The sequence below is a fragment of the Alishewanella jeotgali KCTC 22429 genome, from assembly GCF_000245735.1.
Classification (GTDB): domain Bacteria; phylum Pseudomonadota; class Gammaproteobacteria; order Enterobacterales; family Alteromonadaceae; genus Alishewanella; species Alishewanella jeotgali.
On sequence record NZ_AHTH01000009.1, the window covers coordinates 108,377 to 132,530 of the forward strand.

The 24,154-nt window shown below is 49.3% G+C and carries 19 protein-coding genes, 1 tRNA gene and 3 pseudogenes; 10 read left to right on the forward strand and 13 right to left on the reverse strand.

The window, feature by feature from the left end; all coding sequences use genetic code 11:
• Positions 1-16 precede the first annotated feature (16 nt).
• Positions 17-646, reverse strand: coding sequence for a 23S rRNA (uridine(2552)-2'-O)-methyltransferase RlmE (gene rlmE / locus AJE_RS04715; protein WP_008949891.1), 630 nt, complete (start codon positions 644-646; stop codon positions 17-19).
• Between the two features lie 81 nt (positions 647-727).
• Between rlmE and yhbY the strand changes: the two genes are divergently transcribed.
• Positions 728-1,024, forward strand: a complete 297-nt coding sequence (gene yhbY / locus AJE_RS04720; protein WP_008608769.1) for a ribosome assembly RNA-binding protein YhbY — start codon at positions 728-730, stop codon at positions 1,022-1,024.
• A gap of 5 nt (positions 1,025-1,029) precedes the next feature.
• On the opposite strand, the gene AJE_RS04725 is transcribed toward yhbY, so the two are convergent.
• A complete protein-coding gene (locus AJE_RS04725; RefSeq protein WP_008608770.1) occupies positions 1,030-1,425 on the reverse strand; it encodes a hypothetical protein in 396 nt (131 codons plus the stop codon).
• Positions 1,426-1,513: 88 nt separating this feature from the next.
• Between AJE_RS04725 and radD the strand changes: the two genes are divergently transcribed.
• The 4 genes from radD to AJE_RS04745 all read left to right on the forward strand — a co-directional run bounded on the left by radD (position 1,514) and on the right by AJE_RS04745 (position 5,897).
• On the forward strand, positions 1,514-3,247 hold the full coding sequence (gene radD, locus AJE_RS04730) for a DNA repair helicase RadD (RefSeq protein ID WP_008949892.1): 1,734 nt from the start codon (positions 1,514-1,516) through the stop codon (positions 3,245-3,247).
• A 67-nt stretch (positions 3,248-3,314) separates the two neighbouring features.
• A complete protein-coding gene (locus AJE_RS04735) occupies positions 3,315-4,523 on the forward strand; it encodes an FIST signal transduction protein (RefSeq protein ID WP_008608772.1) in 1,209 nt (402 codons plus the stop codon).
• 52 nt (positions 4,524-4,575) lie between these two features.
• A tRNA-Gly gene (locus AJE_RS04740) sits at positions 4,576-4,649 on the forward strand.
• Positions 4,650-4,745: 96 nt separating this feature from the next.
• Entirely contained in the window at positions 4,746-5,897 is a 1,152-nt protein-coding gene (locus AJE_RS04745; protein ID WP_008949893.1) for a site-2 protease family protein, read from the forward strand.
• Between the two features lie 97 nt (positions 5,898-5,994).
• On the opposite strand, the gene AJE_RS18980 is transcribed toward AJE_RS04745, so the two are convergent.
• Both AJE_RS18980 and AJE_RS18585 read right to left on the reverse strand, forming a co-directional pair.
• Positions 5,995-6,225 carry an addiction module protein gene (locus AJE_RS18980; protein WP_138984194.1) on the reverse strand — a complete coding sequence of 77 codons (231 nt, stop codon included), beginning with the start codon at positions 6,223-6,225 and terminating at the stop codon, positions 5,995-5,997.
• Positions 6,155-6,385, reverse strand: a complete 231-nt coding sequence (locus AJE_RS18585; protein ID WP_162097743.1) for a hypothetical protein — start codon at positions 6,383-6,385, stop codon at positions 6,155-6,157. Before AJE_RS18585 ends, AJE_RS18980 begins: the two co-directional genes overlap by 71 nt.
• A gap of 318 nt (positions 6,386-6,703) precedes the next feature.
• Here AJE_RS18585 and AJE_RS18070 point away from each other — a divergent pair.
• The 4 genes and pseudogenes from AJE_RS18070 to AJE_RS18080 all read left to right on the forward strand — a co-directional run.
• A pseudogene (locus AJE_RS18070) lies at positions 6,704-7,062 on the forward strand (transposase); the annotation flags it as partial.
• Between the two features lie 97 nt (positions 7,063-7,159).
• Positions 7,160-8,287, forward strand: coding sequence for an ISAs1 family transposase (locus AJE_RS04750; protein WP_008949895.1), 1,128 nt, complete (start codon positions 7,160-7,162; stop codon positions 8,285-8,287).
• Between the two features lie 20 nt (positions 8,288-8,307).
• Positions 8,308-8,559, forward strand: a pseudogene (locus AJE_RS18075) (transposase); the annotation flags it as partial.
• A 3-nt stretch (positions 8,560-8,562) separates the two neighbouring features.
• The gene (locus tag AJE_RS18080; RefSeq protein WP_237709304.1) at positions 8,563-8,817 is read left to right on the forward strand and encodes a transposase; all 255 of its coding nucleotides are present in this window, start codon (positions 8,563-8,565) and stop codon (positions 8,815-8,817) included.
• 56 nt (positions 8,818-8,873) lie between these two features.
• On the opposite strand, the pseudogene AJE_RS04755 reads toward AJE_RS18080, so the two are convergent.
• The 9 genes and pseudogenes from AJE_RS04755 to AJE_RS04790 all read right to left on the reverse strand — a co-directional run bounded on the left by AJE_RS04755 (position 8,874) and on the right by AJE_RS04790 (position 23,902).
• A pseudogene (locus tag AJE_RS04755) lies at positions 8,874-9,915 on the reverse strand (IS481 family transposase).
• Positions 9,916-10,140: 225 nt separating this feature from the next.
• Positions 10,141-11,934, reverse strand: coding sequence for a 2Fe-2S iron-sulfur cluster-binding protein (locus tag AJE_RS04760; RefSeq protein WP_008949896.1), 1,794 nt, complete (start codon positions 11,932-11,934; stop codon positions 10,141-10,143).
• The gene (locus AJE_RS04765; RefSeq protein ID WP_008949897.1) at positions 11,931-12,647 is read right to left on the reverse strand and encodes a PepSY domain-containing protein; all 717 of its coding nucleotides are present in this window, start codon (positions 12,645-12,647) and stop codon (positions 11,931-11,933) included. Before AJE_RS04765 ends, AJE_RS04760 begins: the two co-directional genes overlap by 4 nt.
• A 50-nt stretch (positions 12,648-12,697) precedes the next feature.
• Positions 12,698-15,400 (reverse strand): TonB-dependent receptor, encoded by a 2,703-nt coding sequence (locus AJE_RS04770; protein ID WP_237709305.1) that lies wholly within the window; start codon positions 15,398-15,400, stop codon positions 12,698-12,700.
• 356 nt (positions 15,401-15,756) lie between these two features.
• Entirely contained in the window at positions 15,757-19,431 is a 3,675-nt protein-coding gene (locus tag AJE_RS04775; protein WP_008949899.1) for an efflux RND transporter permease subunit, read from the reverse strand.
• Complete coding sequence (locus tag AJE_RS04780) at positions 19,428-21,269, reverse strand: efflux RND transporter periplasmic adaptor subunit (RefSeq protein WP_008949900.1); 1,842 nt, start codon at positions 21,267-21,269, stop codon at positions 19,428-19,430. Before AJE_RS04780 ends, AJE_RS04775 begins: the two co-directional genes overlap by 4 nt.
• 4 nt (positions 21,270-21,273) lie before the next feature.
• Complete coding sequence (locus AJE_RS04785) at positions 21,274-22,605, reverse strand: TolC family protein (protein ID WP_008949901.1); 1,332 nt, start codon at positions 22,603-22,605, stop codon at positions 21,274-21,276.
• Between the two features lie 77 nt (positions 22,606-22,682).
• A complete protein-coding gene (locus AJE_RS18370; RefSeq protein ID WP_138984195.1) occupies positions 22,683-23,105 on the reverse strand; it encodes a hypothetical protein in 423 nt (140 codons plus the stop codon).
• Positions 23,106-23,332: 227 nt separating this feature from the next.
• A complete protein-coding gene (locus AJE_RS04790; RefSeq protein ID WP_008949902.1) occupies positions 23,333-23,902 on the reverse strand; it encodes a DEAD/DEAH box helicase family protein in 570 nt (189 codons plus the stop codon).
• A gap of 70 nt (positions 23,903-23,972) precedes the next feature.
• Here AJE_RS04790 and AJE_RS04795 point away from each other — a divergent pair.
• On the forward strand, positions 23,973-24,154 hold a 182-nt coding region (locus tag AJE_RS04795; protein ID WP_008949903.1), incomplete at its 3' end, for an RNA polymerase sigma factor.

The following is a 24,154-nucleotide window of genomic DNA, read 5'->3' on the forward strand; positions in this document are numbered from 1 at the left end:
ATACCGGCCCACTTTACTAAAGTTTGAAGCCGGTCGCCACGATATATGTCTCACGTGAACGGGCACGTGACGATTCGGGCTTACGTATTTTTACCGTATTAAATACTGCTCTAACGTCTTTCAGGAACTGTTCAAAGCCATCGCCCTGAAATACTTTGACCACAAAGCTGCCATTTTGCTTCAACACTTTATGGCACATATCCAGCGCCAGTTCCACCAGATAAATGGATCGCGCCTGGTCAGTGGTATCATTGCCACTCATATTCGGCGCCATATCTGATAGTACCACATCTACGTTTTTACCGCCGATCCGGCTCAGTAGCGCATGTAAAACCGCCTCTTCGCGAAAATCGCCCTGTAAAAATGCCACACCGGCCAGTGGATCCATCGGCAAGATATCACAGGCAATTACCGTCCCCTGCTGCCCCACCAGACCTGCCACATATTGCGACCAGCTGCCAGGCGCTGAACCCAAATCAACCACTGTCATCCCAGAGCGGATTAACTTATCCTGCTGCTGGATTTCCTCCAGTTTAAAGAAGGCCCGCGATCTTAGACCAAGCTTTTGCGCTTTTTGCACAAAATGGTCATCAAAATGCTCTTTCAACCAGCGGGTTGAACTGGCGGAGCGTTTTTTCTTGGTCATGTTACCACTCTTAAATAGTGTTATGCCTTAGATGGCGCTACAATAGGCATAATTCAAGCTTTTACCGGATATTCTAACCTTATGAGTTTAACCAATAAACAAAAACAGTTCTTAAAAAGTAAAGCCCATGATTTAAAACCCGTTATTTTACTGGGTGCCAATGGCCTCACCGAAGGTGTGGTTGCCGAAATTGACAACGCCCTGAACTTCCACGAGCTGATTAAAATTAAAGTACCCGGCGAAGATCGTGAGCAAAAAGTACTGGTGATGGATGCGATTATCCGCGAAACCAAGGCGGAGAAAGTTCAGGTCATTGGTAAAATTCTGGTGCTGTACCGCCAGTCAGAAGATAAGAAAATTCAGCTGCCTCGCGGCTAGGCGGCTTACTGAAGAAAGCCAGCACGCTGCAGTGCCTGACGCGCGCTTTGTTCATCTGCAGCAGCCTGGCTAACCAACTGTTCTGGTTTACTGGCTGCGGTTGCCTTGGCAAACTGCCATAGCACCATAGTGTTGTCAGCATAAATCGTTTCAACATGTGCCAATCGGTGCCGGTAACACCACTCGGTATTTTCCACACAAAGCTTGAGTACATCTGCCGGGCAAATCTGCCACTGTCGAATATCGAGCACCAATGCCCATGGCGCTGCGACTATGGGTTTGACCAGGTTCCGAAATTCCTGCACATACTGCTCGGCATTGGCAGTGGTCCAAAGACCTTGCGCAGAAACCCATAAAACTCGCTGCTCCAGTTTAAGCGCAAAAGGTTTTTTAGATAACATGTACACCTCCGGTGGAACGTCTTGTTACTATAACCGGAATGATCAAGAAATATAGTGTTACCTGGTCCGAGCAGAACATCACAACCCCATGATTAAACTTCGAGACTATCAACAACAAGCGGTACAGGCAGCCATCTCACACTTTAAACAACGTGATGAGTCCGCAGTTATTGTATTGCCAACGGGTGCCGGCAAAAGCTTAGTGATTGCCGAGTTAGCCCGCCGGGCGCGTGGCAGGGTATTGGTGCTAACCCATGTTAAAGAACTGGTGGCACAAAATGCAGATAAGGTTGCTCAGCTGGGCCAGAGTGCCAGTATTTTTTCTGCAGGCTTACAACAACGCGATCCCACCGGAAAAACCGTGGTCGCAAGTGTCCAGTCTGCTACGCCAAACAAAACACTGTTCAAACAGCCTTTTTCACTGGTGATTATCGACGAATGTCATCGGGTTAGCCTTAGCGAAAACAGTCAGTATCAACAACTACTTAGCCATCTGAAAAACGTTAATCCACAGCTGAAACTGCTGGGACTCACTGCCACCCCCTACCGGCTGGGTAGTGGCTGGATCTATCGTAGCCACTATTTTGGAAAAATCGGTAATACCGACAATCCGGCATTTGAACACTGTGTGTTTGATTACCCGTTACGACCACTGATCAAACAAGGGTACTTAACACCACCGCGTTTATTAGATGGGCTAAGCGCGCAGTACGATTTCAGTGCCTTATCACCGGCACCGGATGGCGATTACTCAGCAACTGCTGTCGATTCTCTGCTCGGAAAAATGGGCCGCGCCACCACCTTAATTGTAAAACAAATCCGCGACTTAGGCGCTAACCGCCGCGGAGTGATTATTTTCGCGGCTACCGTTAAGCACGCCAAAGAAATAATGACACTGTTAGCTGATGAATCCGCCGCCATCCTTACCGCCGATACTCCGGATCCAGAGCGGGATGCGTTGATAGAGGCGTTTAAACAACAACAACTGAAGTTTCTGGTAAACGTTGCTGTACTGACCACTGGCTTTGACGCACCGCATGTCGATTTTATTGCGATATTAAGACCAACCGCCTCAGTCAGTTTATTTCAGCAGATGGTAGGACGTGGCTTACGGCTCTCGCCCGGTAAAGACGAATGTTTGATCATTGACTATGCCGCTAATGGCTATGATATCTTTTATCCGGAAGTCGGGGCGCCGAAGCCGCATAGTAAAGCAAAACCGGTACAGGTACCCTGCCCCAGTTGTGGGTTTGCTAACTTATTCTGGGGTCTGACTGACCATGATGGCGATATTATCGAACACTACGGCCGCCGTTGTCAGGGTTTAATCGCCGACAGCCAACAACAGTGCGACTTTCGCTTTCGCAGCCGCCAATGCCCGGATTGTGGTGCCGAGAACGACATCGCAGCCCGCAGTTGTGGACAATGCCAATCAGTTCTGGTTGATCCCGACAAACGACTGCGTGAGGTGTTAAGTCAGCAACATCATCATCTATTTCGCTGTGACGCTATGCAACTTAGTGCCGAAGAAGGTCAGCTAAAAGTTACTTATTATGATGTGGATGGCACGCCGTTTTATCGCTGGTTTAAACTGGACACTGCGGCTCAGCGCCGGGCGCTTTACGCTGTGTTTATCAAACCACACAGCAAAGCACCTGGCTTACCACTGCCTGCATTCACCAACGCGACTGAGCTGGCTGCACTGGCAGTCTATTTTAAGCCACCGCAACTATTACTGTTGCAGAAGCAGCAAAAGCACTGGCAACTGGTCGAGGCGTTTTTTGATTATCAGGGGCGTTTTCTGCATCGGGATAAAATATAAAAATAAAGTTACAAAAGGCCGCCGACAAGACTAAAATAGCAGCAATTTGCTAAAAAAGGATTTTTCTATGCAAGCCGGAGTGGCTTACTGTGACGCCAAAGTGCCCTTTGCAGCCGGGTTTAAACTAGCCCAAGACGCCGCAACGCAGGGCAACATTACCGAAGTTGCCGTATTACTGCTATTTTGCAATGCAGCGACCGACTATCAGCGCCTGCTGGATGGTGCGCGGCAATATTGTGGCGGCAACACCATTATTATCGGCGGCTCCGCCGTGGGCGTTATCACTAACAATCACCTGGTCAGTGGCGGTCAAGCTGCTGCCGCTATGGCGCTGGCGGCGACCGATGTGGATTTTTTCCCGGCACTTGCCGAACAGTTAAGCCGTGATCCCAGCGCAGCCGGAGCGTCACTGGCAGAACAGTTAGCTCCCAATAATAATGCCAAGCTGCTACTTCTGTTTTATGATTCAATTCGGTATGCCGGCAATGCCCAGCAACCTGCGATATTAAACCCCTCGCCCCCGCTACTTAAGGCTCTGCGTAAGCCTTTACCCGCAAAGTTACCTATCGCTGGTGCGGGTTTATTAGCAGATCTGGTATTTGGACCAACGAAACAGTTTTTTCAGCGACAACTAACCGATGATGCAGCTCTGGCACTGCAATTTAGTGGCAACTTACGCCCCTACATAGTGGCTATGCATGGCTGTGAGCCTTTTACGTCACGTAGCTTTACTATCACCCGCAGTTTCGGGCAGTTTATTTACGAATTAGATAAACAACCCGTTTGTGCAGTGCTGGACCAAGTAATTGGTACCAGATCGTGGCGCAATCAAAAGCCGGTACTTGATTTTGCCCTGGGCGTTAAATACCCGGAGCAAACCCACAATTTATACAGCACTAGCTATGTCACCCGACTGATAAATGGCATTCTGCCCAACGACGAGGGCATTATTCTGTTTGAACCAGATCTGGCCGAAGGCACTACCGTTCATTTAATGCAGCGCAATAGCCAAAGTATTCAGGCTGCTGCTACCAACCAACTAACAGCCTTGTTTACCCAAATGCGCGCCGAGCAAAGCCAACCTGTAGCCGCACTGTATTTCGATTGTGCCGGCCGTATGACAGGCTCCAAAGCTGAAGCTGTTTTGATACAACAACAACTCACTGCAGCTCAGATCCCAATGCTGGGTATTTATTGCGGCGTTGAAATTGCGCCCATAGGCCTGCATAGTCGCAGTCTGGATTGGAGCGCAGTGCTAATTCTGCTTTGCCGTTAGTGCATGATGCTTGACGACTTGCAGCGTAATCCGTATCTTAGCGCTCTGCGTTGCGGGTGTAGTTCAGTGGTAGAATGCCAGCTTCCCAAGCTCGAGATACGGGTTCGATTCCCGTCACCCGCTCCATCTTGTCATTTCTTTATCTTTTTCCCTTTGCGCCTTAACTTAATTGTTAATTTTGTTAAACTGCATTATTCATTTTTTCAGTTCCAGTTCGTTCGTATGCAAACGCTATTTGAGTTTTATCACGACCAGGTTTTATATCAGGTAAAAGCGAATAACTTCGGTAAAGAGCAAGTATTCCGCAATGGTCAGTTGGTCTCTGAGGGACGGGCTTTTTTTAGTACCAGCAATGATCACCGTTTTTTATGCCCGACCCATGGGCCAATGCGGTTGTACTTTAAAGTGTCGTTAAAAACTGCTGAAGTTAACTACCGCTTAGAGACTAGTGCAGCCTTACTCTGCGAGGGTAAAACCAAGGCCATACCACCAAAATGGCTGGGTAAATTAGAACAGAAACTTTCACCCGAGCCAGAGCAGCCGGCTGTTGACGCCACTGAACCACTAGCCACTGCTCAACCTGTCGCAACGACCAGTAATAAAAGCGATCGTAACTGGTTTAGACCCTTACTGGTGCTTGGCATATTGCTGTTAAAGTTGTCAAAAAGTGCGGGCGCTATTAAAGCCGCTCTCGCCGGAACAGCACTGGCCGGCTGGGCCTGGTTATTTAATCTTGAATTTGCGATCAGTTTGATTCTGGCTTTATTGATCCATGAATATGGCCATGTTTATGCGATGAAGCGCTCGGGTTTAAAAGTAAAGGGCATTTACCTGTTACCTTTTATTGGCGGAGTGGCAGTCAGTGAACGCGCGGTAAGCCGTTGGCAGGATTTTAAAATTGCCATAGCCGGGCCAGCTTTTGGTACTGCAGGGGCACTGGTTGCCTACTGGCTGTGGCTGGAAACCGGGCAGCCAGCACTGGCGCTATTTGCTGCGATCAGTTTATTGCTTAACCTGTTTAATTTATTACCCATGGTGCCACTGGATGGTGGCCGGATCGTGCAAGCTGCCGCTTATAGCAGAAAAGGTAAAGCCGCAAAAATAGGTTTACTGTTGGTTACCGGCGGCCTGTCCTGCGCCGCCTGGTATTTTGGCTTTTACCTGTTAATGCTGTTTGGCATCCTCGGCACTTTCGACTTGTTAAGTGACGCCAACGAACGAGATAAAGCCCTGCAGCCGATGACAGACACCGGTATTTTAGTCACTATCCTGGCCTACTGCGGCTTATTGGCTATTCTGCTTTGGCTTTCGGTATTAATGGCAGACAGCGGTATTCCGGGTACTAACTTGCCACTGATTTTTATTTCCAGCTGATTTTTTCAATTTAAGTAAGCCTTTAAAGACCTCGAATTCGATGACTTTGCTTTTTGTTACTACACCGCTAATCCCATCGAATTCGATGGGATTAAGCTTATGTTGCGTAGCAGCGAAGTTCAGTGATAACAGAATCCCAGTTTTCACCTTGTTCTGGATCTTTTTTGTAATCGTCTAAACGAGAGGTAAGAACTGCGCACTGCCAGGCTGTCAACCCCGAATCTGTAGCAAGGATCTCTGAGTTTATGGAAACAAACTCAGCTTTTATCAAGCTGGGATTGCTTGGCAGCTGCTTTTGGCAATACTTCGTTACTCTTTTCATTCTCATCGTGTTTCCACTGAAATATAGCGCTCCGAATTCCCGCGATATCAACTAACTCGGAACAAGCGAAGGATACGTCGAAGTGACGGAGTTTATCCATTTCTTGTGAATCATCAGAAGATTTAGACTCCACCAGCATCAGGGGGTTTCGGACTTGTTTTAACAAAGCTAAAACACTTTTTAAGGAGTTGAAAAATAAACATGATTGAGCACTCCAGATAAATGTGCAACCAGATGATAATACCAAGCATATTCTATTTGGTTAATGTTATACCTGGCTTTAGCGCCGATTGGCAATTGCTTAGTAAAGTGTTTTCGGTATAAGCACTCATTAATTTGTATAGCATGCGCTCTGAGGTCGTGTTGCCATTAGATCCTCGGTATTTACAAGGTTAGGCCATTGCCATAAGCTTAATTGGCAGTTGATGTGTTCGGCGACAATTAGGATGACCGGCCAAGATAGTTGACGCCGAACAAAACTCAAATGCCGAGACTAATGCTAACAGATAAAACCTGGGATTTACTATCACGAGTGATGTATTTAACGGGCCGAATTTACAAAAAACCAGAACACCGAATGACCCTGAGTGGGTATTTATTGACGGTAGCATTGTCAAAGCTCATCAAGACCGCACAACTATTCGTAACAGCCAAAATGAAGCAATTGGCAGCAGTCGGAGTGGTAAAACGACAAGAATCCACTTAGCTGTTGATAGCGGCGGTTTACCAATTCACTTTGAAATATCAGGTGGCAACGTGAATGATATCGTTCATGGCGAATCATTACTTGATGGCATATCGGGTACAGCAATCGTTGCCGCTGATAAAGGATACGATAGCGAAACGCCAGGGCGAGATCGCGAATGTTTTTAATCAATAAACGATCAGTTTGACGATCTGGTCTGGTTGTGATCATATACTCCTTTTTTGGGAGCATGCCATGTACCTTGAGTTATTCACAACACACTTTGATACCATCATCGACAACCGACAGTCTGCAAAAATTACCTATCCTTTATCTGATGTTTTATTCGTGACCTTATGTGGCGTGATTGCTGGCGCAGAGGACTGGTCTGAGATCCATGATTATGCCAAAGGCCATCACGAATGGTTTCAGAAGCAAGGTTTTTTAAATGATGGCGTCCCGGTGGATGACACGATAGCGCGTATAATTTCCAAAATTGCTCCGGAACAATTCAGACAGTGTTTTATAGACTGGATGCAAGCCGTGCATGAACTAACACAGGGAGAAGTGATTGCCATAGATGGAAAAACGCTACGTGGCTCTTACCATCGTGAAGACAGAAAATCGACCATCCATATGATAAACGCCTTTGCTTGTGCGAATAAAGTGGTGTTAGGGCAGTTGAAGACGGCAGAAAAATCGAATGAAATCACAGCCATTCCAGAGTTAATTCGATTGCTGGATATTGAAGGTGCGTTGGTTTCAATAGATGCGATGGGGTGTCAAACGGCGATAGCAGAGCAAGTAATAGAGGGGAATGGAGATTATCTGTTGGCGCTCAAGGCAAATCAGGGGGCGTTATACAACGCAGTAGAAGCCTTATTTGCCGAACAGCGAAGTACCCCTCTTGATGGCATTGTCATAGAAAAAAATCGAAGCCGGATAGAAGCAAGAAGTTACCATGTAAAAGATGCCAGCGAACTGAAGGGCGACTTCAGTAAATGGGTTGGCCTGCAAACCGTTGGAATGAATCTAAGTTACCGGGCAGTAAAAGGAAAAAAAGCTGTGCTCACTTACCGGTATTACATCAGCTCAGCCAAGCTGAGCGAGGTCCAGTTAGCCGAGGCAGTCAGAGCCCATTGGGCAGTGGAAAATAGCTTACACTGGGTTCTGGATGTCAGCATGAAAGAAGATGCTTGTCAGATTTATCAGAATCACGCTGCGGAAAATTGGTCAATGCTACGGCACTGGTCTCTGAACATGCTAAGAGCAGAGCCATCGAAAGGTAGTATCCCAGCAAAACAAAAACGTGCCTGGATGAAAACGGATTATTTGGAAGATGTCTTAAAAGCTGGTTTCAGCAGCAGAGTGTTTGAAAATTAAACACTCATGCGGGAGCCCTGAGCGAAACGCTAAGAGAGTTTATTCGTTGCAAAGGTGCAAAACCCGTAATACCACGGCGAAGTAACAATAAGACGGGTAACCACGATATCGATTGGAGCATGTATCACTTAAGGCATCTGGTTGAAAATGCGTTTATGAACATTAAAAAATATAGAGCCATATCAACACGATATGATAAGTTAGCAAGAAATTACCAAGCAATGGTAGCCCTTGCATTTAGCATGATGTGGCTACCAATTTGGGTTGATTGAAAAGTGAACAGAAAAGATCAACAGGCTCTAACATTACATGTCAATGAAGAGATGTTACAAGGTCTAAGAAGGTTCATTGAGACACCAGAAGGTCGTGCTCAAGCAAGGGAAAGAACCAAAGTAGAACATGCACTTGCATCTATTTGTAACCGGAAAAAACACAGAGCAAGATACATTGGATTAAGATTAAACGAATATGATCTCAACCGCACAGCAGCCATCACCAATTTACATATTAGCATGGCCATGGCTGCTTAGTTGTACTAGCTCAGACTTGATCTGACAGTTACCAGTTTTTCACGGTGTCTGTCAGATTAGATTTGAGTCAGATTTTTCTGCACCCAAACCTGCTTTCCATCCAGCAAAGTATCCATTGGCGTTCTGCCATTGCACATCTTGCCTTGATGAGTTCGTTCATTGTTGTAATAAACCAGCCATTCGTCCAGATCTTTTTGTAGCTCGGCTAGGTCTCCATAGAGCTTTTTACGGAACGTAACCTGATAGAACTCCTGCAATATCGTCTTGTGGAACCGTTCGCAGGATCCCGTTAGTTTGCGGCGACATGGCCTTGGTTTTGGTGTGGTCGATGTCGTTAATCGCCAGATATAGCTGATAATCGTGCTGTTCTACTTTGCCGCAGTATTCTGTACCCCGGTCAGTCAGAATGCGCAGCACAGGCAAGCCCTGAGCCTCATAGAATGGCAGTACTTTGTCGTTGAGTAAGTCTGCTGCAGTGATCGGCGTCTTGGTGGTATACAGCTTACAATGCGCGACTTTACAGTAGGTATCGACGTAAGTTTGCTGGTAAATCCGGCCAACACCCTTCAGGTTGCCAACGTAAAACGTATCTTGTGACCCCAGGTAGCCAGGATGGGCAGTCTCAATCTCACCACAGGCTTCATCGTCGTGTTTTTTCTTCTCAAGGGCGGTAATTTGCGCATCTGTCAGGAGTATACCTTCATCGGCAACCTTGGCTTCCAGCGCCTTCAAACGCTTCTTAAAGTTCTCCAGATCGTGTCGTAGCCAGATAGAACGAACACCGCTGCCAGAGACAAACACGCCTTGTTTACGCAGCTCATTACTGGTGCGGTGCTGGCCATGAGCAGGATACTCGATAGCATAATCAATAACCGCCTTTTCTATGGTTTCATCCACACGGTTTTTGAGGTTTGGTGCTCTACGGCTTTTATCGATAAGAGCATCGACACCACCTTCAGCGACAAGCTCCTGATAGCGGTAAAACGTGTCACGTGACACGCCCATAACCTTGCAGGCTTTTGATACGTTATTAAGCTCCTGAGCTAAATTCAGCAGCCCAGCCTTGTGTTTAATTATCGGATTGTTAGTATGCAGCATGAGAGTTACCTTTTGTTTTTGATTACGGATTCGACACCCATATCAAAACTGGTAACTCTCATCTTTTCAAGTAGATGTGTCAGATTAAGTCGAGACTAATTCAGCTTAGTTTTTAAACTATATGGTGCTCTAGGGCATACCAGAACATCTGACCGGCCCAGTGGCCTTGTCAGATGTTCTGGTGACTTTAGTTAACGACAAACTCAACCGCCAGCTGCTGATTAACTATATGCCAAAATCGTCGAAACGGATGCGTTCTTTAGCAACACCGAGCTGTGCTAGCATCTCCCGCGTTGCCTTGAGCATGCGCGGAGGACCGCACAGATAAAAATCGAAACGCTGCCAGTCATGCTCTGCTAAATAGGCAAGCGCCGCTTCGTGCACAAAACCTTGTGCTCCGTCCCACTGACACTGTGTCTGCGCTTCAGAAAGCACTGGCACATAGTACACTTGTCCGTACCGTTGCAAGCTCAATAATTCCTCATGGTACACCAACTCCTGACGATTCCGCGCACCATAGAAATAAACCACATGCCGAGGCCCTGCATCTTGCAGCTCTTCCTGTAGTATCGCGCGTAAAGGTGCCATACCTGCGCCACCACCAATCAAAAAGAGTTCGCGAGGAGATTCTACTTGACGCAAAAACTCGCCATAAGGCCCCTCAGCTTCAATGCTTTGCCCGACCTGCATAGAGCACAAATAAGTTGCGCCAATGCCCGGCTCGCAATCTCCGGTCGCTGGTGGTTGATAGCGCACGGTAAAGATCAGCTCATGTTGACCATCCACACACGCCTCGCAACTGGCCATAGAATAACTTCTACGCACCGCGCTATGTTGCATTTCACCCGTGGGCATATACTTCCAAGCCGATTGGAAAGCTTCTGGAATATCCTCAGCTCGACGTTTTGTGGTTGCTGCAGGAATTAAGAATTGCATGTATTGGCCGGCTTGATAGGCCACAGGTTTTTGCCCACTCACGAATCGCAGTTCTTTTAACATAGGCGTGAGCCAACGCGTGCCAACGAGCTTCAGCTCATGACGTTGCACATCCAATGCTTTAATCTCGACCGTCGATAGTTTATCTAAGCCGTGCTGGCAGGCTAAACGGTAACCCTCCTGCAGCTCTGAGGCGCTCAGTAAATCGCGCTCTGCCGCTGTAATCGTTGCTGAAGAGGAAGCTTTCACCTTACATAAAGCGCAGGTTCCACCACCGCCACAACCACTTTCTATCGGCATACGATGTTGCTGCAAGACTTGTAAAACCGTTTGTTGTTGGCGTCCCACCAAGGTGTGTTGTTGCCCTGCTCGATGCACCTTTAATGATGCTTTACGTAAGTTAATACGCATCTCGCCGGTACTTAAAAGCTTAGCGAGTAAAATAAAGCCCGAGAGAGCAAACCACAGTGTCAGAATCCCCGCACTTACGATCACCACATGATTAAAACTCCGGCCACCGGTGTAATCCATAAAGTGCAACCTGAACATCCAATCCGCAACCACCCAGGGAGTATTTCTGTGGTCGAGGACGGTGCCTGACTCGCGATCGACATAAACGCGGGTGTTTAAATCATCGTTATAATCGATTCGAAAGCCATTGCCCTGCCAACCATGTAAATCGCGTGTGGCAGTGACAGGCGTCACTTGCAAGGGAGCACCAGGGCCGGAATAAGTTGAATTAGCGATAGCCAGCGCTAAGTTTTGATGTGTTTGCCACGGCGCTCCGGTGCGCCCATCAAGATAAGAAGTGCCCTCGGCATGCTCGATCACCAGTTGAGGAATACCCTCTATTTTGCGACCGCGTAACGAGGTGATCGCGGTAAAATCTTTCCACCAACTTGCATCCATTTGCGCAAATGCTTCAACGGAAAGCGGCTCAAGCTCGGCATGTTGGTGATATTGGTGCCCCTTCATACCATGGTGATCCACCAGCGCAAAATACAAACCGCTGATCGTCCAAAGTAAAAGTTGTACCAAGATAATTAGGCTGGTCCAGCGATGAAGCCATTGGAGAAATTTCATAGCGGCTTCCTCTTCGACGTACGCAAAGTCTGCAGGACTAAAATGGTCCCTGTAAAAGTAAATGCAAAGGTCGCTAGGATGAAGGCACGCAACCACCACGTGGTAATATCAGTGCGATCTTTATAATCCATAATGTGAAGCATCCACATGATATCGAAACCACGCCAAAAATCATGTCGCCGCACGGTCATTTCACCCGTTGCACGGTGCAGGTACAAACTGGTATTACCGAAGTCGTCAAAATCTACTCGCCAAATAGGTAGGTGATTCGGATTCAGCTCGGTCGGTGCTTGGTCACGCAACAACTGGACTTGGGTAATACGAGGCTCGCCCTTTTTATAATAGCGTTCCGCCAAGGCACGGATATCTGCAGCCGTCAGCTCCAGCCTAGTGAATGAATCAGGGCTGACGAGGAACTTCTCATCACCCGCATGGACTTGAAAAAGGTCTTGGTAACGGCCCTGTACAAAACGATTCACCCAACGCACATCATGCGCTTCTGGGTAACGTTTAAGAACCTCCAGAAATTGATCCTGTTGGCTAGCTTCTTGAATCGGTTGATCAGCGGCTTGCGTTAGGTGTACGCCGTGGATAAACGGCAACTTGAAAAACACCATGTAGCCACCAGAAATCGCCCAAATCAGCATTTGCAGGCCAACAATTAACGACAGCCAGCGATGCCAAGTTCTGAAGCTGGTGGATTGAATATGCATAAATAACCTCAACAACATGGCGACAGGGCTAGGCCCTGCCGCCAACAAGCTTAGAACTGATAACGAATCTTCACATACAGCTGACGACCGAGTAGGTCATAGGTCATGGTATCTGTGTTAGCGTCTGTCCAGCTTTGCACAAACGGTGCTTTCTTATCGAACAAGTTGTTCACACCGCCGCTCAACGTCCAGTTATCATTGAAGAACCAGCTGCCTTGAATATCGTGGTAGAACACATTGCTCACACGGTAGCCTAGATCATCTTCACTGGCGTTGATATCGCGCGCAGATCCAATCATGCGAACACTGTAGTGTGCTTGCCATTGATCACCGGAAAGGGTCGCTGAAGCATCTGAGCGCAAACGAGCATAGCTCCCACTGCCTCCGGTAATGCGGCTGGCATAACGAATTGCCGCGGCACCTTGGAATGGTTCCACCGTGTAGTCGTCGAGGTACGTCATATTAAAATTGAAACGTGCATCTAACCCCATGAGCTCGGTGCGGTAATAGACCGCCGCATCGACCCCAGATATGGTCTCGGTCGCCACGTTATCTGCTTGTGCCGATAAGAAGTTTACCGCCCCGGTCAGTGGATCCCGGGTAAAGGTATCTGAGCTACAGAACGGGTGGGATAAGTTTTGCGAGTTATAACACGCGGATAACTTGGTTGAACCCGCCACACCGCGGATCGCGTTTTCAATTTTCAGGTCGAAGTAATCGAGTGTGAATTGTAAGCCATCAACGAAGGGAACATCCCACACTAACCCTGCGGTAAAAGTCTTTGCGTCTTCTGGCATCAGGGCAGGATTACCGCCTGTCTGAGTCAGCACATTACCGCCAGCTTGTACGTAACCTGCCGGTACACCATCTGCTTGGCAATTTGCAGCTACCGTTGGGTTGGCTCCTGGCAGATCCCAGCCTGAACATGGATCTGTCGTGGTTAAGTTACCCTCGCCGATACCACCGAATAGCTCGGGAATATTCGGTACCCGGAAAGCGGTGGAATATGTTGAACGAAGTTTTAAGCCCTCGTGAACGGTCCAATGCAGACCGACTTTGTAGTTACCATCACTACCGAAGGTATCGTAATCCGAGAAACGGTAAGCCAAATCGAGGGTCACTAAATCGGCATAGCTGCGGTCCGCCAGCAATGGAATCGATGTTTCGACGTAGGCTTCAGAAACCGTATATTCGCCGCTTAAAGGTTCCTGACGGTTGGTGTTCATGATTCCTGCAACCACCGAGGAATCAGGGTCGCGCCAACCACGCTCTTTACGATGTTCGATACCAAAAGCAACTGGGATTACACCCATACGGGTCTCGAATAAATCGCCGGTGATATTTGCAGTGAAGCTGCGTTGCTCGTTACCACCGGTGTTATTGATACGGAACAAGATATAATCGAGCGCTTCTTGTGAAATATTGCCAAATCCCAACAAGTCAGCACAAGGGACGCCCGCACCACAGGTGGTCGGATCAATGGCACGCCCCAAACGCTCAAGATTTACGATATTCGTGCTGGCATCATCGCCCGTGGTACGGCCAAAATTGTAGGCCACTTCCCAGTTCCAATGATCACGCCATAGCCCATTTAGACCTGCGACAACGCGGAAGGTGTGGACGTCTTGCTCAAAACCCCGACCACCCGCTTCGTCGAGTCGTCTTTGCACAATACGGATCGACTCACCTGTGGGGTTATCGGGGTGATCCGCTGCATAATTGATGTCACGAATCGTGCCTGGCGCGCCAATTTGGTTCGAGCGGCGGTTATTGTAGAGTACTTCTGTAAAAGCGTAGGTTTCATTACCAATACGGTAATCACCAAAACCTGAAAAACTGAGGGTTTGAACTGGATTCACCGCGTTCAAAAATGGATTCGAATTGACGTTATGAATTGCCGCGCTATAGGGTTCAAAACCTTTAGGGTCGCCGCCCGGCGTTTGATTAAAGTTAATTTGTTGTCCCGTGTTCGGCCCGCTCGTATAAACGGCGCGGCCACCGGGAGTCGAGGCACTACCAAAACAGCCTAGCTCACCGGGAGTGACTTCACGTAAGGCACAAGGTGCTCGGTCGGCCATGTTAACGGCTTCGGTTGAACGATAGCTCAAGGTAGTTATCAAGCGACCGCGGTCCGATTGGGTACCTAGCATAATGTTAAGAGATGTTTCTTCACCGTCCGATTCGTCGCTGGTGGCAAAGCGCCCCTCAACCATGACACCTTCGAAGTTTTTACGGGTAATGATGTTTACCACACCGGCCACCGCATCAGCACCATATATAGCCGAGGCACCGTCTTTGAGTACTTCAACGCGCTCGATCATACTGACCGGGATGGTGTTTAAATCGACGGCGGCGTTAGCGCCTGTCCCACCATTGACCATGCGACGGCCATTCAAAAGAACCAAGGTACGATTCACACCAAGCCCGCGTAGGTTGACCTGTGCAGTTCCCCAACCACCACCAGTCCAATACGCGCTTGTTTGGTTTCCACCAAAACCAGCTGACGCCGACATTTGTTGCAGCAGAAGTTCCATCGAGGTGACTCCTGAGAGCTCGATGTCTTCCGCTGTAAAAACTTGAATAGGAGCTGCGCTGGACGCTTCTGCACGCTGGATCCGTGAGCCAGTCACCGAAATTCGCTCGACGCGTTGTTCTTCAGCTCCTGCCTGCTGAACGTCTTGTGCGGACACGATGCCAGGTGCAACGCTAACTGCAACCGCCATAGCAACGAGTGATAACTTATGCATTTTCATGTTTCCTCCGGCATATGCCTTTGTTGTTTTTATGTTCAATATATTGATAGCAGCAAATCACTTGTATATGCAACTTATTTCTTTTGATGAGCACTATGCAAATAATTGATATTATTTATTTTTATAAATATAAGAGGACCGCAAGAGGATCTATCATGATCTCTTGTATACTTAATAACCAAAACTATATGCCTGAAATTTGTGCCTTTAATCGCTGATGTCGAACTCTCCTTTCACTTAGTTGTACTGAATACTTATATTGCTTTTTAGAATTAAAATTTATTTTTGAAATCCAAATAATTTAATAAAACGCGCTCTTCTTGGCGTTTTTGTCGCCAAGAAAGAGCGCGCATGCACTACCGCAGACGCCATTCCTCGCGCCAGCTGTACAACACCGGCACCACAAACATACTCAGCACGACGAAAGTCAAACCGCCGACCGTTGGAATGGCCATGGGGATCATTAAGTCTGCGCCTCGGCCAGTCGCCGTCAGCACCGGAAATAGCGCTAAAATAGTTGTGGCACTGGTCATCATGCAGGGCCGAACACGCTGTAACCCTGCCTCGACCACGCGATTGCGAATGGCTTCCACGCTATCACTTACCCCTTCTTCAAAGCGTTGTTTAAGGTAAGTAGCCATGACCACGCCGTCATCCACTGCAATTCCAAACAGAGCCAAGAATCCAACCCACACCGCTACGCTTAGGTGCGTTACTTGGAATTGGAAGATCTCACGCAAGGGCACGCCTTGCGTAACGCCGGGGATGGTGAAATTGGCAAACCAGCTTTGACCATAGAGATAGAGCATGATGAAGCCACCCGCCCAGGCGACTGCAATACCCGAAAACACCATCAACGCGGTGCTCACCCGCTTAAACTGCATGTACAGCAAAATAAAGATCAAGGTAAGCGACAGTGGAATCACAATTTGCAGGGTTTCCATCGCACTTTGCTGCTGTTGATAACTGCCAGCAAAGGTATAACTTACACCTGTGGGTAATCGTAATTCACCAGACGCGCGTGCTTGCTCCAGGTGGGCTCTTGCCGTCTCGACGGCGTCCACATCACCAAAGCCAGCCGCCGCACCGAAGGTCACATAAGCGGTTAAGAAGGTGTTCTCGGAACGTATCATTTGCGGACCACGTGCAAATTCGATGGTGGCCAACTCACTTAATGGAATTTGCGCACCATTCGCCGCAGTCACCAAGATAGAGGCCATCGCATCCGGATCATCGCGTAATTCACGCTGATAGCGCACACGCACTGGATAGCGCTCGCGCCCCTCGACGGTGGTGGTTACCTCTACCCCTCCGATCGCCGCCGCAATAGTGTTTTGCACCGCGCTAACACTCAACCCATAACGTGCGATACGTTCACGGTCGAGCAGCACCTCAAGGTATGGGCTACCCACGACGCGTTCAGCGCTCACCGAGTTATGATTTACGCCTGCCGCATTGCGCAATGCTTGCTCGATATCCAAGGCAGCCTGTTCTAGGGTTGCCAGATCAGGGCCTTGAACTTTAACGCCCATCGCCGCACGCATCCCTGTTTGTAACATAAGCTGACGTGTTTCAATCGGTTGTAAACGAGGTGCTGAAGTAACCCCCGGGACGTCGGCAGCAAGCACGATTTCATCCCAGATATCACGGGGTGACTGAATATGGTCGCGCCATTGACGGTATGGACGTCCGCGTCGGTCTTCGATCAGCTGGCCTTGCCGATCGCGCACAAAATCTCCGTTACGATCGACCCGGAAGTTTAGACGTCGACCTTGCGCGTCCGTCTTAAACTCACTTTTATAGGTGATCACGGTTTCGATCATCGAAACAGGTGCGGGGTCTAATGCAGTGTCTGCTCGCCCTATCTTACCCACCACGGTGTCCACTTCTGGAATAGCGGCGATCGCTTGGTCTTGCAACGACAGAACATCCAATGCCTCGCCAATAGAGGCGTGTGGCATCGTGGTTGGCATCAGAAGAAATGCCCCTTCATCCAGCGACGGCATGAACTCTCGACCAAGCCCCGGAACAATAGCCAAGCCTGCGGCAATCACGAGCGCTGGCACGGCAAGGAAGATTGCTTTGAAACGCAAGCACCAACGTAGCATGGGCTCATAGAAGCGAATGATCAGCGTGAAAGAACCGACGACGAAGGCGAACATCAGGATCACAAAGAGCAGATTGCGTAAGCCTCCAGCTTGAGGCCCGAGCGGTTCCCAAAGGTTGGCCAAGAAGACTAGCACGCTCAAAGAAAGCAACCCGTACACAACACGGTAAGCACTTTGCCGTTGCGCCAGCCACTGGTCTACGCCACGCAGCCTATCGCTCAATAAGATGCGTAAAAGCACTGGAATCAGCACTAGCGCCAAAACAATCGCCGCGATTAACACCAAGGTTTTGGTATAGGCAAGGGGTGCAAACAGCTTGCCTTCGGCTCCTGTCATGGTGAACACAGGTAAGAAGCTGATCACCGTGGTGGCGATCGCGGTGGTGACTGCTGGCCCCACCTCTTTGGTGCTTCTTAAAATGGTTTGCTGGATACTTTCATCGAGCCCTTGTTGACGTCTACGCAGCACATTATCGGTTACGATAATGCCCATATCCACAATGGTCCCTATCGCGATCGCGATTCCTGCCAACGCCACGATGTTTGCTTCTACACCAAGTAAGCGCATACCAATAAAGGTCAACAACACGGCTAGCGGCAACATGGCCGCGACGGTTAGTGCCGCGCGCACATGCAGCAACATCAGCAACACGACAGCAGCGGTAATCAGCAACTGTTGCGTTAACGCATCGCTTAAGGTCCCTAAAGTCTCCATGATCAGGTTAGAGCGGTCATAGAAAGGGACCACAGTGACTTGGCTTAAATTCAGCCACTCTGGCCAGCGGTCCTGTGGATGTTGTTGTAACCAGGTGGTCCAAGCTTGTTGTGCGTGATCGTCGAAGCGCAGGGTACCGCTGGTATAATTCGGCAAACCTTGTGCTTGGGCGAAGCCTTGCACCTCGGCTGGCCCGACTTGCGACCAATCAATGACGGCGCGCGCAGGCAACGAAGGGGCGATTTCGTCCAAGCGTTGCTTGGTGTTCTCAATCGCAGCGAGTGGGTTAAAGCCCTCTCGCACAGTCACAATTCCACCGACCGCTTCAGCGCCCGCTACATCCAGCGCACCGCGACGCTCTGCTGGCCCCAGCCCCACTGTTGCCACATCGGCAACTCGAATAGGAATGTTGTCGGTACCTAAACGAACCACAGCTTGCTCAATGTTCGCCAGGGTTCGAATAAAGCCAACACCACGTACGATGTACTCGACTTGATTAATCTCGGTAGTACGTGCGCCTATGTCGAGATTAGCCTCGGCAACTGCAGTCATGACTTGTTCAAGACTGACATCGTAGTAACGCAGCGCATCTGGATCGACATCAATCTGATATTCGCGCACAAAACCACCGACGGACGCGACTTCGCTAATGCCTTCGGCGGCAAGTAATCCGTAACGCACAAACCAATCTTGGATTGAACGTAATTCATCCAAATCCCAACCACCGATCGGCTCTCCCTGCGGGTCTCGTCCCTCTAATGTGTACAGGAACACCTGCCCTAAACCGGTTGCATCTGGCCCTAGCGCCGGCTGCACACCCTCGGGTAAAGTTCCGGCAGGCAGACTCGAGAGTTTTTCGAGAATCCGCGCACGCGACCAGTAGAATTCGATATCATCATGAAAAATAATCGAAATGGTCGAAAAGCCAAACATCGACAAGGTGCGCACGTCTTTCACCCCAGGCACGCCCATGAGCTGTACGGATAATGGATAGCTCACTTGGTCTTCGACATCCTGCGGCGAGCGGCCCGGCCAATCGGTGTATACGATTTGCTGGTTTTCACCGATATTGGGGATAGCATCCACTGCCACAGGTGAACGCGGCAATGAACTGTCTGACGGGAATGGCGAGACAATCAAGCCCGCAACAACAATCACCACACTGAGCAGGGCGACGATTAACTTATTTTCAAGCACCCAACGGATCATGACGATTGCCCCTCAAACCGCTCCAATTCGTCTCCGCAGCGCAACATGGTGGCACCAAAATACGGGTTCAATAGTCCTGAATTTGGTTGCAACCAATGCGCGCCTTGACCGCGACGTGCCATAGGGCAATACATCAAATAGATGGTGTTAGGTAACACCCCGGCTTCAGCGAGCGCGATCATGCCTTGAGAATGGGCGAAGAATTGATCACGTGCGGTGTTGATATTTCCTACGTGATGCGCATGGCCCTTTCCGGTCGCCAATAGCTCGTATACAGCCTCACTCGCGGTTGGCCACTGCGTCGCATCAAGCGCTGCGAAGAAGATTTTCGCACTGCTCTGCCATGCCGATAAGTCATCGGAATGCAAGGCCTCCCACATGCCCATATAAGCATCCGTAACCGCGGATAAATCAACTTGCGAGAAATCACCAGTCACCGCGAGCTCGTCCATGGCTGCCATCTCATGCACCCCGTGATCATTGTGTTGCGCATGTGCATCATGACCATGACCGTGCCCACCAGCGTGCTCACCCTCGGGCGACATCATGCTCGGACGACCTTGTAACTGCAATTCACTATCAATCCGGAACGCACCTCGGCTAACAATAGTGTCGCCTTCTTCAAGCCCATCTATAACTTCAAGACGGTCGCCAAAGCGTTGCCCTAATTCCACTGTCCGTGGTGCAAAACGTCCTTCACCGAGGGCAACATAGACCACTGCTCGACGCCCTGTAAGGAGCGCTGCCGAAGTAGGTATGGTTAATTTGTCTGACTGAGTAATGTGTACCTCGGCTCGGGTAAAGCCTCCCGCACTGAGCGCCTGCTCACCAGCCTCTAAAGCCACACGTACCGTGCGCGTGCGTCGCTCTGGGTCAATCCGCGGAGCAATTGAGATCACTTCGCCATGCAACATTTCACGCTGGCCTTGCACAGAAAACTCCAGATACTGGCCTACCTGTATCGCACCTAAATCTCGCTCAAATACTTCGAACAATGCCCACATGCGTTGCTCGTCTGCGAGTTCAACAATGACATCACCGGTGTTGACATAATCACCTTGACTCACATTACGGGTGACCACTAAACCAGCCGTAGGAGCATGGATGGTAATGCGATCACGTGCTTCACCGCGTGTGATGACGGCATCGATCTGCTCGTTCGATAAGCCCAATAAGCGCAAACGCTCTCTTGCAGCGCGTAAGGTGGTCGCCTGGGAATCGCGCAAGAACGCTGGTGCATCTTGATTGGCTTGCCGGGTCGCCTGCAAAAGCTCTTGCTGGGCAACAAACAATTCGGGGCTGTAGAGCTCCACAAGACGTGCACCTGCTTCAACATAGGCGCCGGTATAATTGACATAAAGACGCTCAATCCGCCCACCGGTCCACGCACTGATGCTGGTTAAGGCGCGCTCATCAAACTCTAGTTGCCCACTTAAACGGATGACCTGTTCTGCATCACCACGCCGAACCGGCTCAGTTTGCACACCAAGCAACGCTAAAGCGCGTCCAGAGAATTCGATTTCGGTTGGGCCTTCTCCACCACGACCGCCACTGACCGGTATCAGCTCCATACCACAAATCGGACAGCGGTCATTTGGGTCCGTACTGCGAAATGTAGGGTGCATAGAACAGGTGTATTCCTGTGTTTCAGCGGAAAACGCGGCAGCAAGGTCATGGTCATGACCTGTATGATCTTCATGATTTGCATGGGCCGCATGATCGGCATGGCCAGCATGTTGGTGACCCGGTGTCTGCATTGCCAAACCCAACGCCAGTGTGCCTGCAGTGATCACTACAAAGCCTGTAGCAACCCATTGAACAGTTGTAAGTTTTTTCATAAATTTAGTCCACCTCGTGCACGGGCACGATCAGTGCCTGAATAGTTGCAAGGGCCGATAGCTGGTTAGCTAGCGCGCGACGGTACGCAAGCGAGAAACCAAGCCACTCTTGTTGGCTTGTCACAACATCGGCGTAGGTCGCATTATTGTTAGTGTATTTAGCAAGCACGGAAGCCAAGGCTTGTTCGGCGCGCTGCACAAGCACATCTCCGTACAATGCGCGATTACGTTCCGCCTCACGCCATTCAAATAACGCAATGCTAAGTGCCGCTTGAGCATCCAGACGTGCAGCTTCAAGGCGTGCTAAGCCACCTTGAAAATTTGCATCGGCAGCAGCGCGTTGCGCGCGATAATTATTCCGCCAAATAGGCAGCGAAACAGATACCATACCGGCGGTCGTACCGTCGCCCATATCTGTATCCATATACTCCATACCTACCATCAGGCGCGGCAAGCCCGCTGTGCCTGCCACATCACGAGCTACTTGCAAGGCTTCCAGCTCGTATTGCGTGGCGCGTAGCCCAGCGTTTTGCTCTTGCACCAGTTGGTATAAATCGCTGATTTCCGCCGGCAAGGCGGCAAATTCGGCATGGGTTTGCTCAAGGTCAAAGTGGTCAGGTAAGGCAGCACGTGCATCACGTCCTAGAGCACCATTTAGGCGAGCCTGCTGTGACGTTTGTGCCGCTTGCAGATTATCTAACTCACTGCGTGCCTCATCGAGGGCGTTTTGTGCTCGTAGTAAATCGCTCATCGCCGCACTTCCGGCAGCATATTGTTGCTCAACCACAGCGACAAAATGCTCTTGAATTACGACCAACTCCCGCTGTAATGCCACACTGTCTCGCACATAGAGATACTCGCTAAAAGCTGCAACGACATTCGCTGCCACATCAGCTTGTGCTTGTGCTAATTGCGCTTTGGCCGCGCGTAATGTAGCTTTGCCCTGTTCGATAGCCATACTGCGGCGATTGAATACAGGGATCTCTTGGCTAAGACCTAGGGTTCGGTAACCGGTATCATTCAACCCTTGGGTCAAGGTAAACTCGGGGTCCATGAACGCACCTGCGCTAATTAATTCAGCCCTTGCGCTCTCTACATCGGCTAAGGCCGCTTGAACCGCAGGATGATAAGACTGAGCTTGCTGAATGAGCGCGCGCATATCGGCGTCTACAGGAACAACCCATGCACGCGCCCGATTTTCAGTGGTCGAGGAGGCGTAGATCGCATCGTAATCTGGCTGATAACTCGCACAGCCACTGACAAGAAATGCTAAAGCGCATAGCGAAGCAAATCTAAAACAGCGCTTGGTCTGTGCAAATGCAGAGTGAAACCGCATAAAAAACTCCTGAAAAGCTATCTAAGTCGTCGTGCTTCGCAGCAAAGCGAAAATCACGACCCAATAAGTCGATAGATTCAGGCAATAATAGGTGGCGGAGTGGGTTGTCCGTTAAGAAGCGTGTAGAACGAGGGTGTTGCGTTCATTGCTGAAGCAAAATGTGGAGCTTGGAGCCAAGAAAAGGCGGTCAACGCGGCGCTACAACCATGACCGCTCATGGCGCAATGGCCACAATCGGTACCGCAAAAACTCGCGCAATCCAGTGCTTCATCGCAACAATCTTCTGGCGCAGCCAGATCATTGGCTGCCGCCGCATAATGGGCGCGTACTTCTGCAAGTCGCGCAGCCATTTGTTCGCAATGGTCTTGATCACTTGCATTCTTTGGCATGACGACTTGCGCTGCGCTCATGTTATCATGGTCCATCACGACGCTGCCGTTACCGGAAAACGGTAACAACAGAAGCGTTGTCATAATGAACCAAACGATAGCGCGTTGCATAACTTAAGCAGGTCATCCTTTAGTAAACGAATCATATCAATATACTGAGTTGCAAAAGGATTGCAAGATCAAGTTGTGTATACAAGATAAAGTTGTGTATACAAGATAAAATGACAGCCATCGAACAGGGCGGGAACATACTTTGTTTGAAAATCAACCAAACAATATTTCTGCCCTAAATTTATCATCCCAATAGGCTCGTTGTCTTTTTCCTGCCACGCTGTCTTTCAGCGGGTGAGCCTTGATAAGATTGAGCAGAGCTCGCCTAAATAAGGACTGCTTGTCTTTAACTGCATTTGCTCAAGCGCCAGAGCAGTTATTTCTTCTAAAGACCAGCCCGCGACCGTTGTTTTGTCCAGGATCTCTACCCGTTTTAGCTGCTGAAACAACTCGCCTATATCAGGCATAAGTTCATTGCCTGCAGGCAGGTGAAGCCTTCCTTTATGTTCATTTGGGACCTGATGTAACAACGGTTGTGTTGCGGTGCAAAGCACCGCTGTTGTTTTACAATGCGCTGCCAGAAAATTAAGCGAGTTATTAAATAAATGAATGCAGTTAATTGGCAGGGTTTGGATCTCATCAAACACAATCACACTATTGGCCAGTTGATGTAACCGCCTGACACCACGGGTACCACCACTTAGCAAGGTTTCCAAAAACTGCACCATAGTGGTGAGTACGATAGGCGCGTCCCAGTTTTCACTCACCAACTTACTATGCCAGGTTTGCGGGTTTATCAGCAGCAAATTGCCGGCATTGCTAATGGCACCCTGCTGATGAATACTACTAGCCGCCATTTTATGATACTGGATGAGCCAGAGTGGTTTATCAGCACGCTGCGTTCGGCGTTACAGGAGTAAGCTGATTATGTTAATTATCCTGGAACAACAGTTACAACCCGATGTTAGCGCTGCCATCGCCGGCGATATGCAGGCCTTTAGCCGCCTGGTACAGCGCTGCCAAAATGGTATTAGCAGTATTGCACTGGCGATCGTGAAAGATTTAGATGCCAGTGAAGAAGTCTGTCAGCAGGTATTTATACCATTCCA

Coding starts and splice junctions, on each gene's coding strand:
- AJE_RS04770 (WP_237709305.1), bottom strand. CDS start 15,400: ATGAAAATGCATAAGTTATCACTCGTTGCTATGGCGGTTGCAGTTAGC.
- AJE_RS04745 (WP_008949893.1), top strand. CDS start 4,746: ATGCAAACGCTATTTGAGTTTTATCACGACCAGGTTTTATATCAGGTA.
- AJE_RS04760 (WP_008949896.1), bottom strand. CDS start 11,934: ATGAAATTTCTCCAATGGCTTCATCGCTGGACCAGCCTAATTATCTTG.
- radD (WP_008949892.1), top strand. CDS start 1,514: ATGATTAAACTTCGAGACTATCAACAACAAGCGGTACAGGCAGCCATC.
- AJE_RS04725 (WP_008608770.1), bottom strand. CDS start 1,425: ATGTTATCTAAAAAACCTTTTGCGCTTAAACTGGAGCAGCGAGTTTTA.
- yhbY (WP_008608769.1), top strand. CDS start 728: ATGAGTTTAACCAATAAACAAAAACAGTTCTTAAAAAGTAAAGCCCAT.
- AJE_RS04775 (WP_008949899.1), bottom strand. CDS start 19,431: ATGATCCGTTGGGTGCTTGAAAATAAGTTAATCGTCGCCCTGCTCAGT.
- AJE_RS04750 (WP_008949895.1), top strand. CDS start 7,160: ATGTACCTTGAGTTATTCACAACACACTTTGATACCATCATCGACAAC.
- AJE_RS04785 (WP_008949901.1), bottom strand. CDS start 22,605: ATGCGGTTTCACTCTGCATTTGCACAGACCAAGCGCTGTTTTAGATTT.
- AJE_RS04765 (WP_008949897.1), bottom strand. CDS start 12,647: ATGCATATTCAATCCACCAGCTTCAGAACTTGGCATCGCTGGCTGTCG.
- AJE_RS18370 (WP_138984195.1), bottom strand. CDS start 23,105: ATGCAACGCGCTATCGTTTGGTTCATTATGACAACGCTTCTGTTGTTA.
- AJE_RS18980 (WP_138984194.1), bottom strand. CDS start 6,225: ATGAGAATGAAAAGAGTAACGAAGTATTGCCAAAAGCAGCTGCCAAGC.
- rlmE (WP_008949891.1), bottom strand. CDS start 646: ATGACCAAGAAAAAACGCTCCGCCAGTTCAACCCGCTGGTTGAAAGAG.
- AJE_RS04790 (WP_008949902.1), bottom strand. CDS start 23,902: ATGGCGGCTAGTAGTATTCATCAGCAGGGTGCCATTAGCAATGCCGGC.
- AJE_RS04780 (WP_008949900.1), bottom strand. CDS start 21,269: ATGAAAAAACTTACAACTGTTCAATGGGTTGCTACAGGCTTTGTAGTG.
- AJE_RS04735 (WP_008608772.1), top strand. CDS start 3,315: ATGCAAGCCGGAGTGGCTTACTGTGACGCCAAAGTGCCCTTTGCAGCC.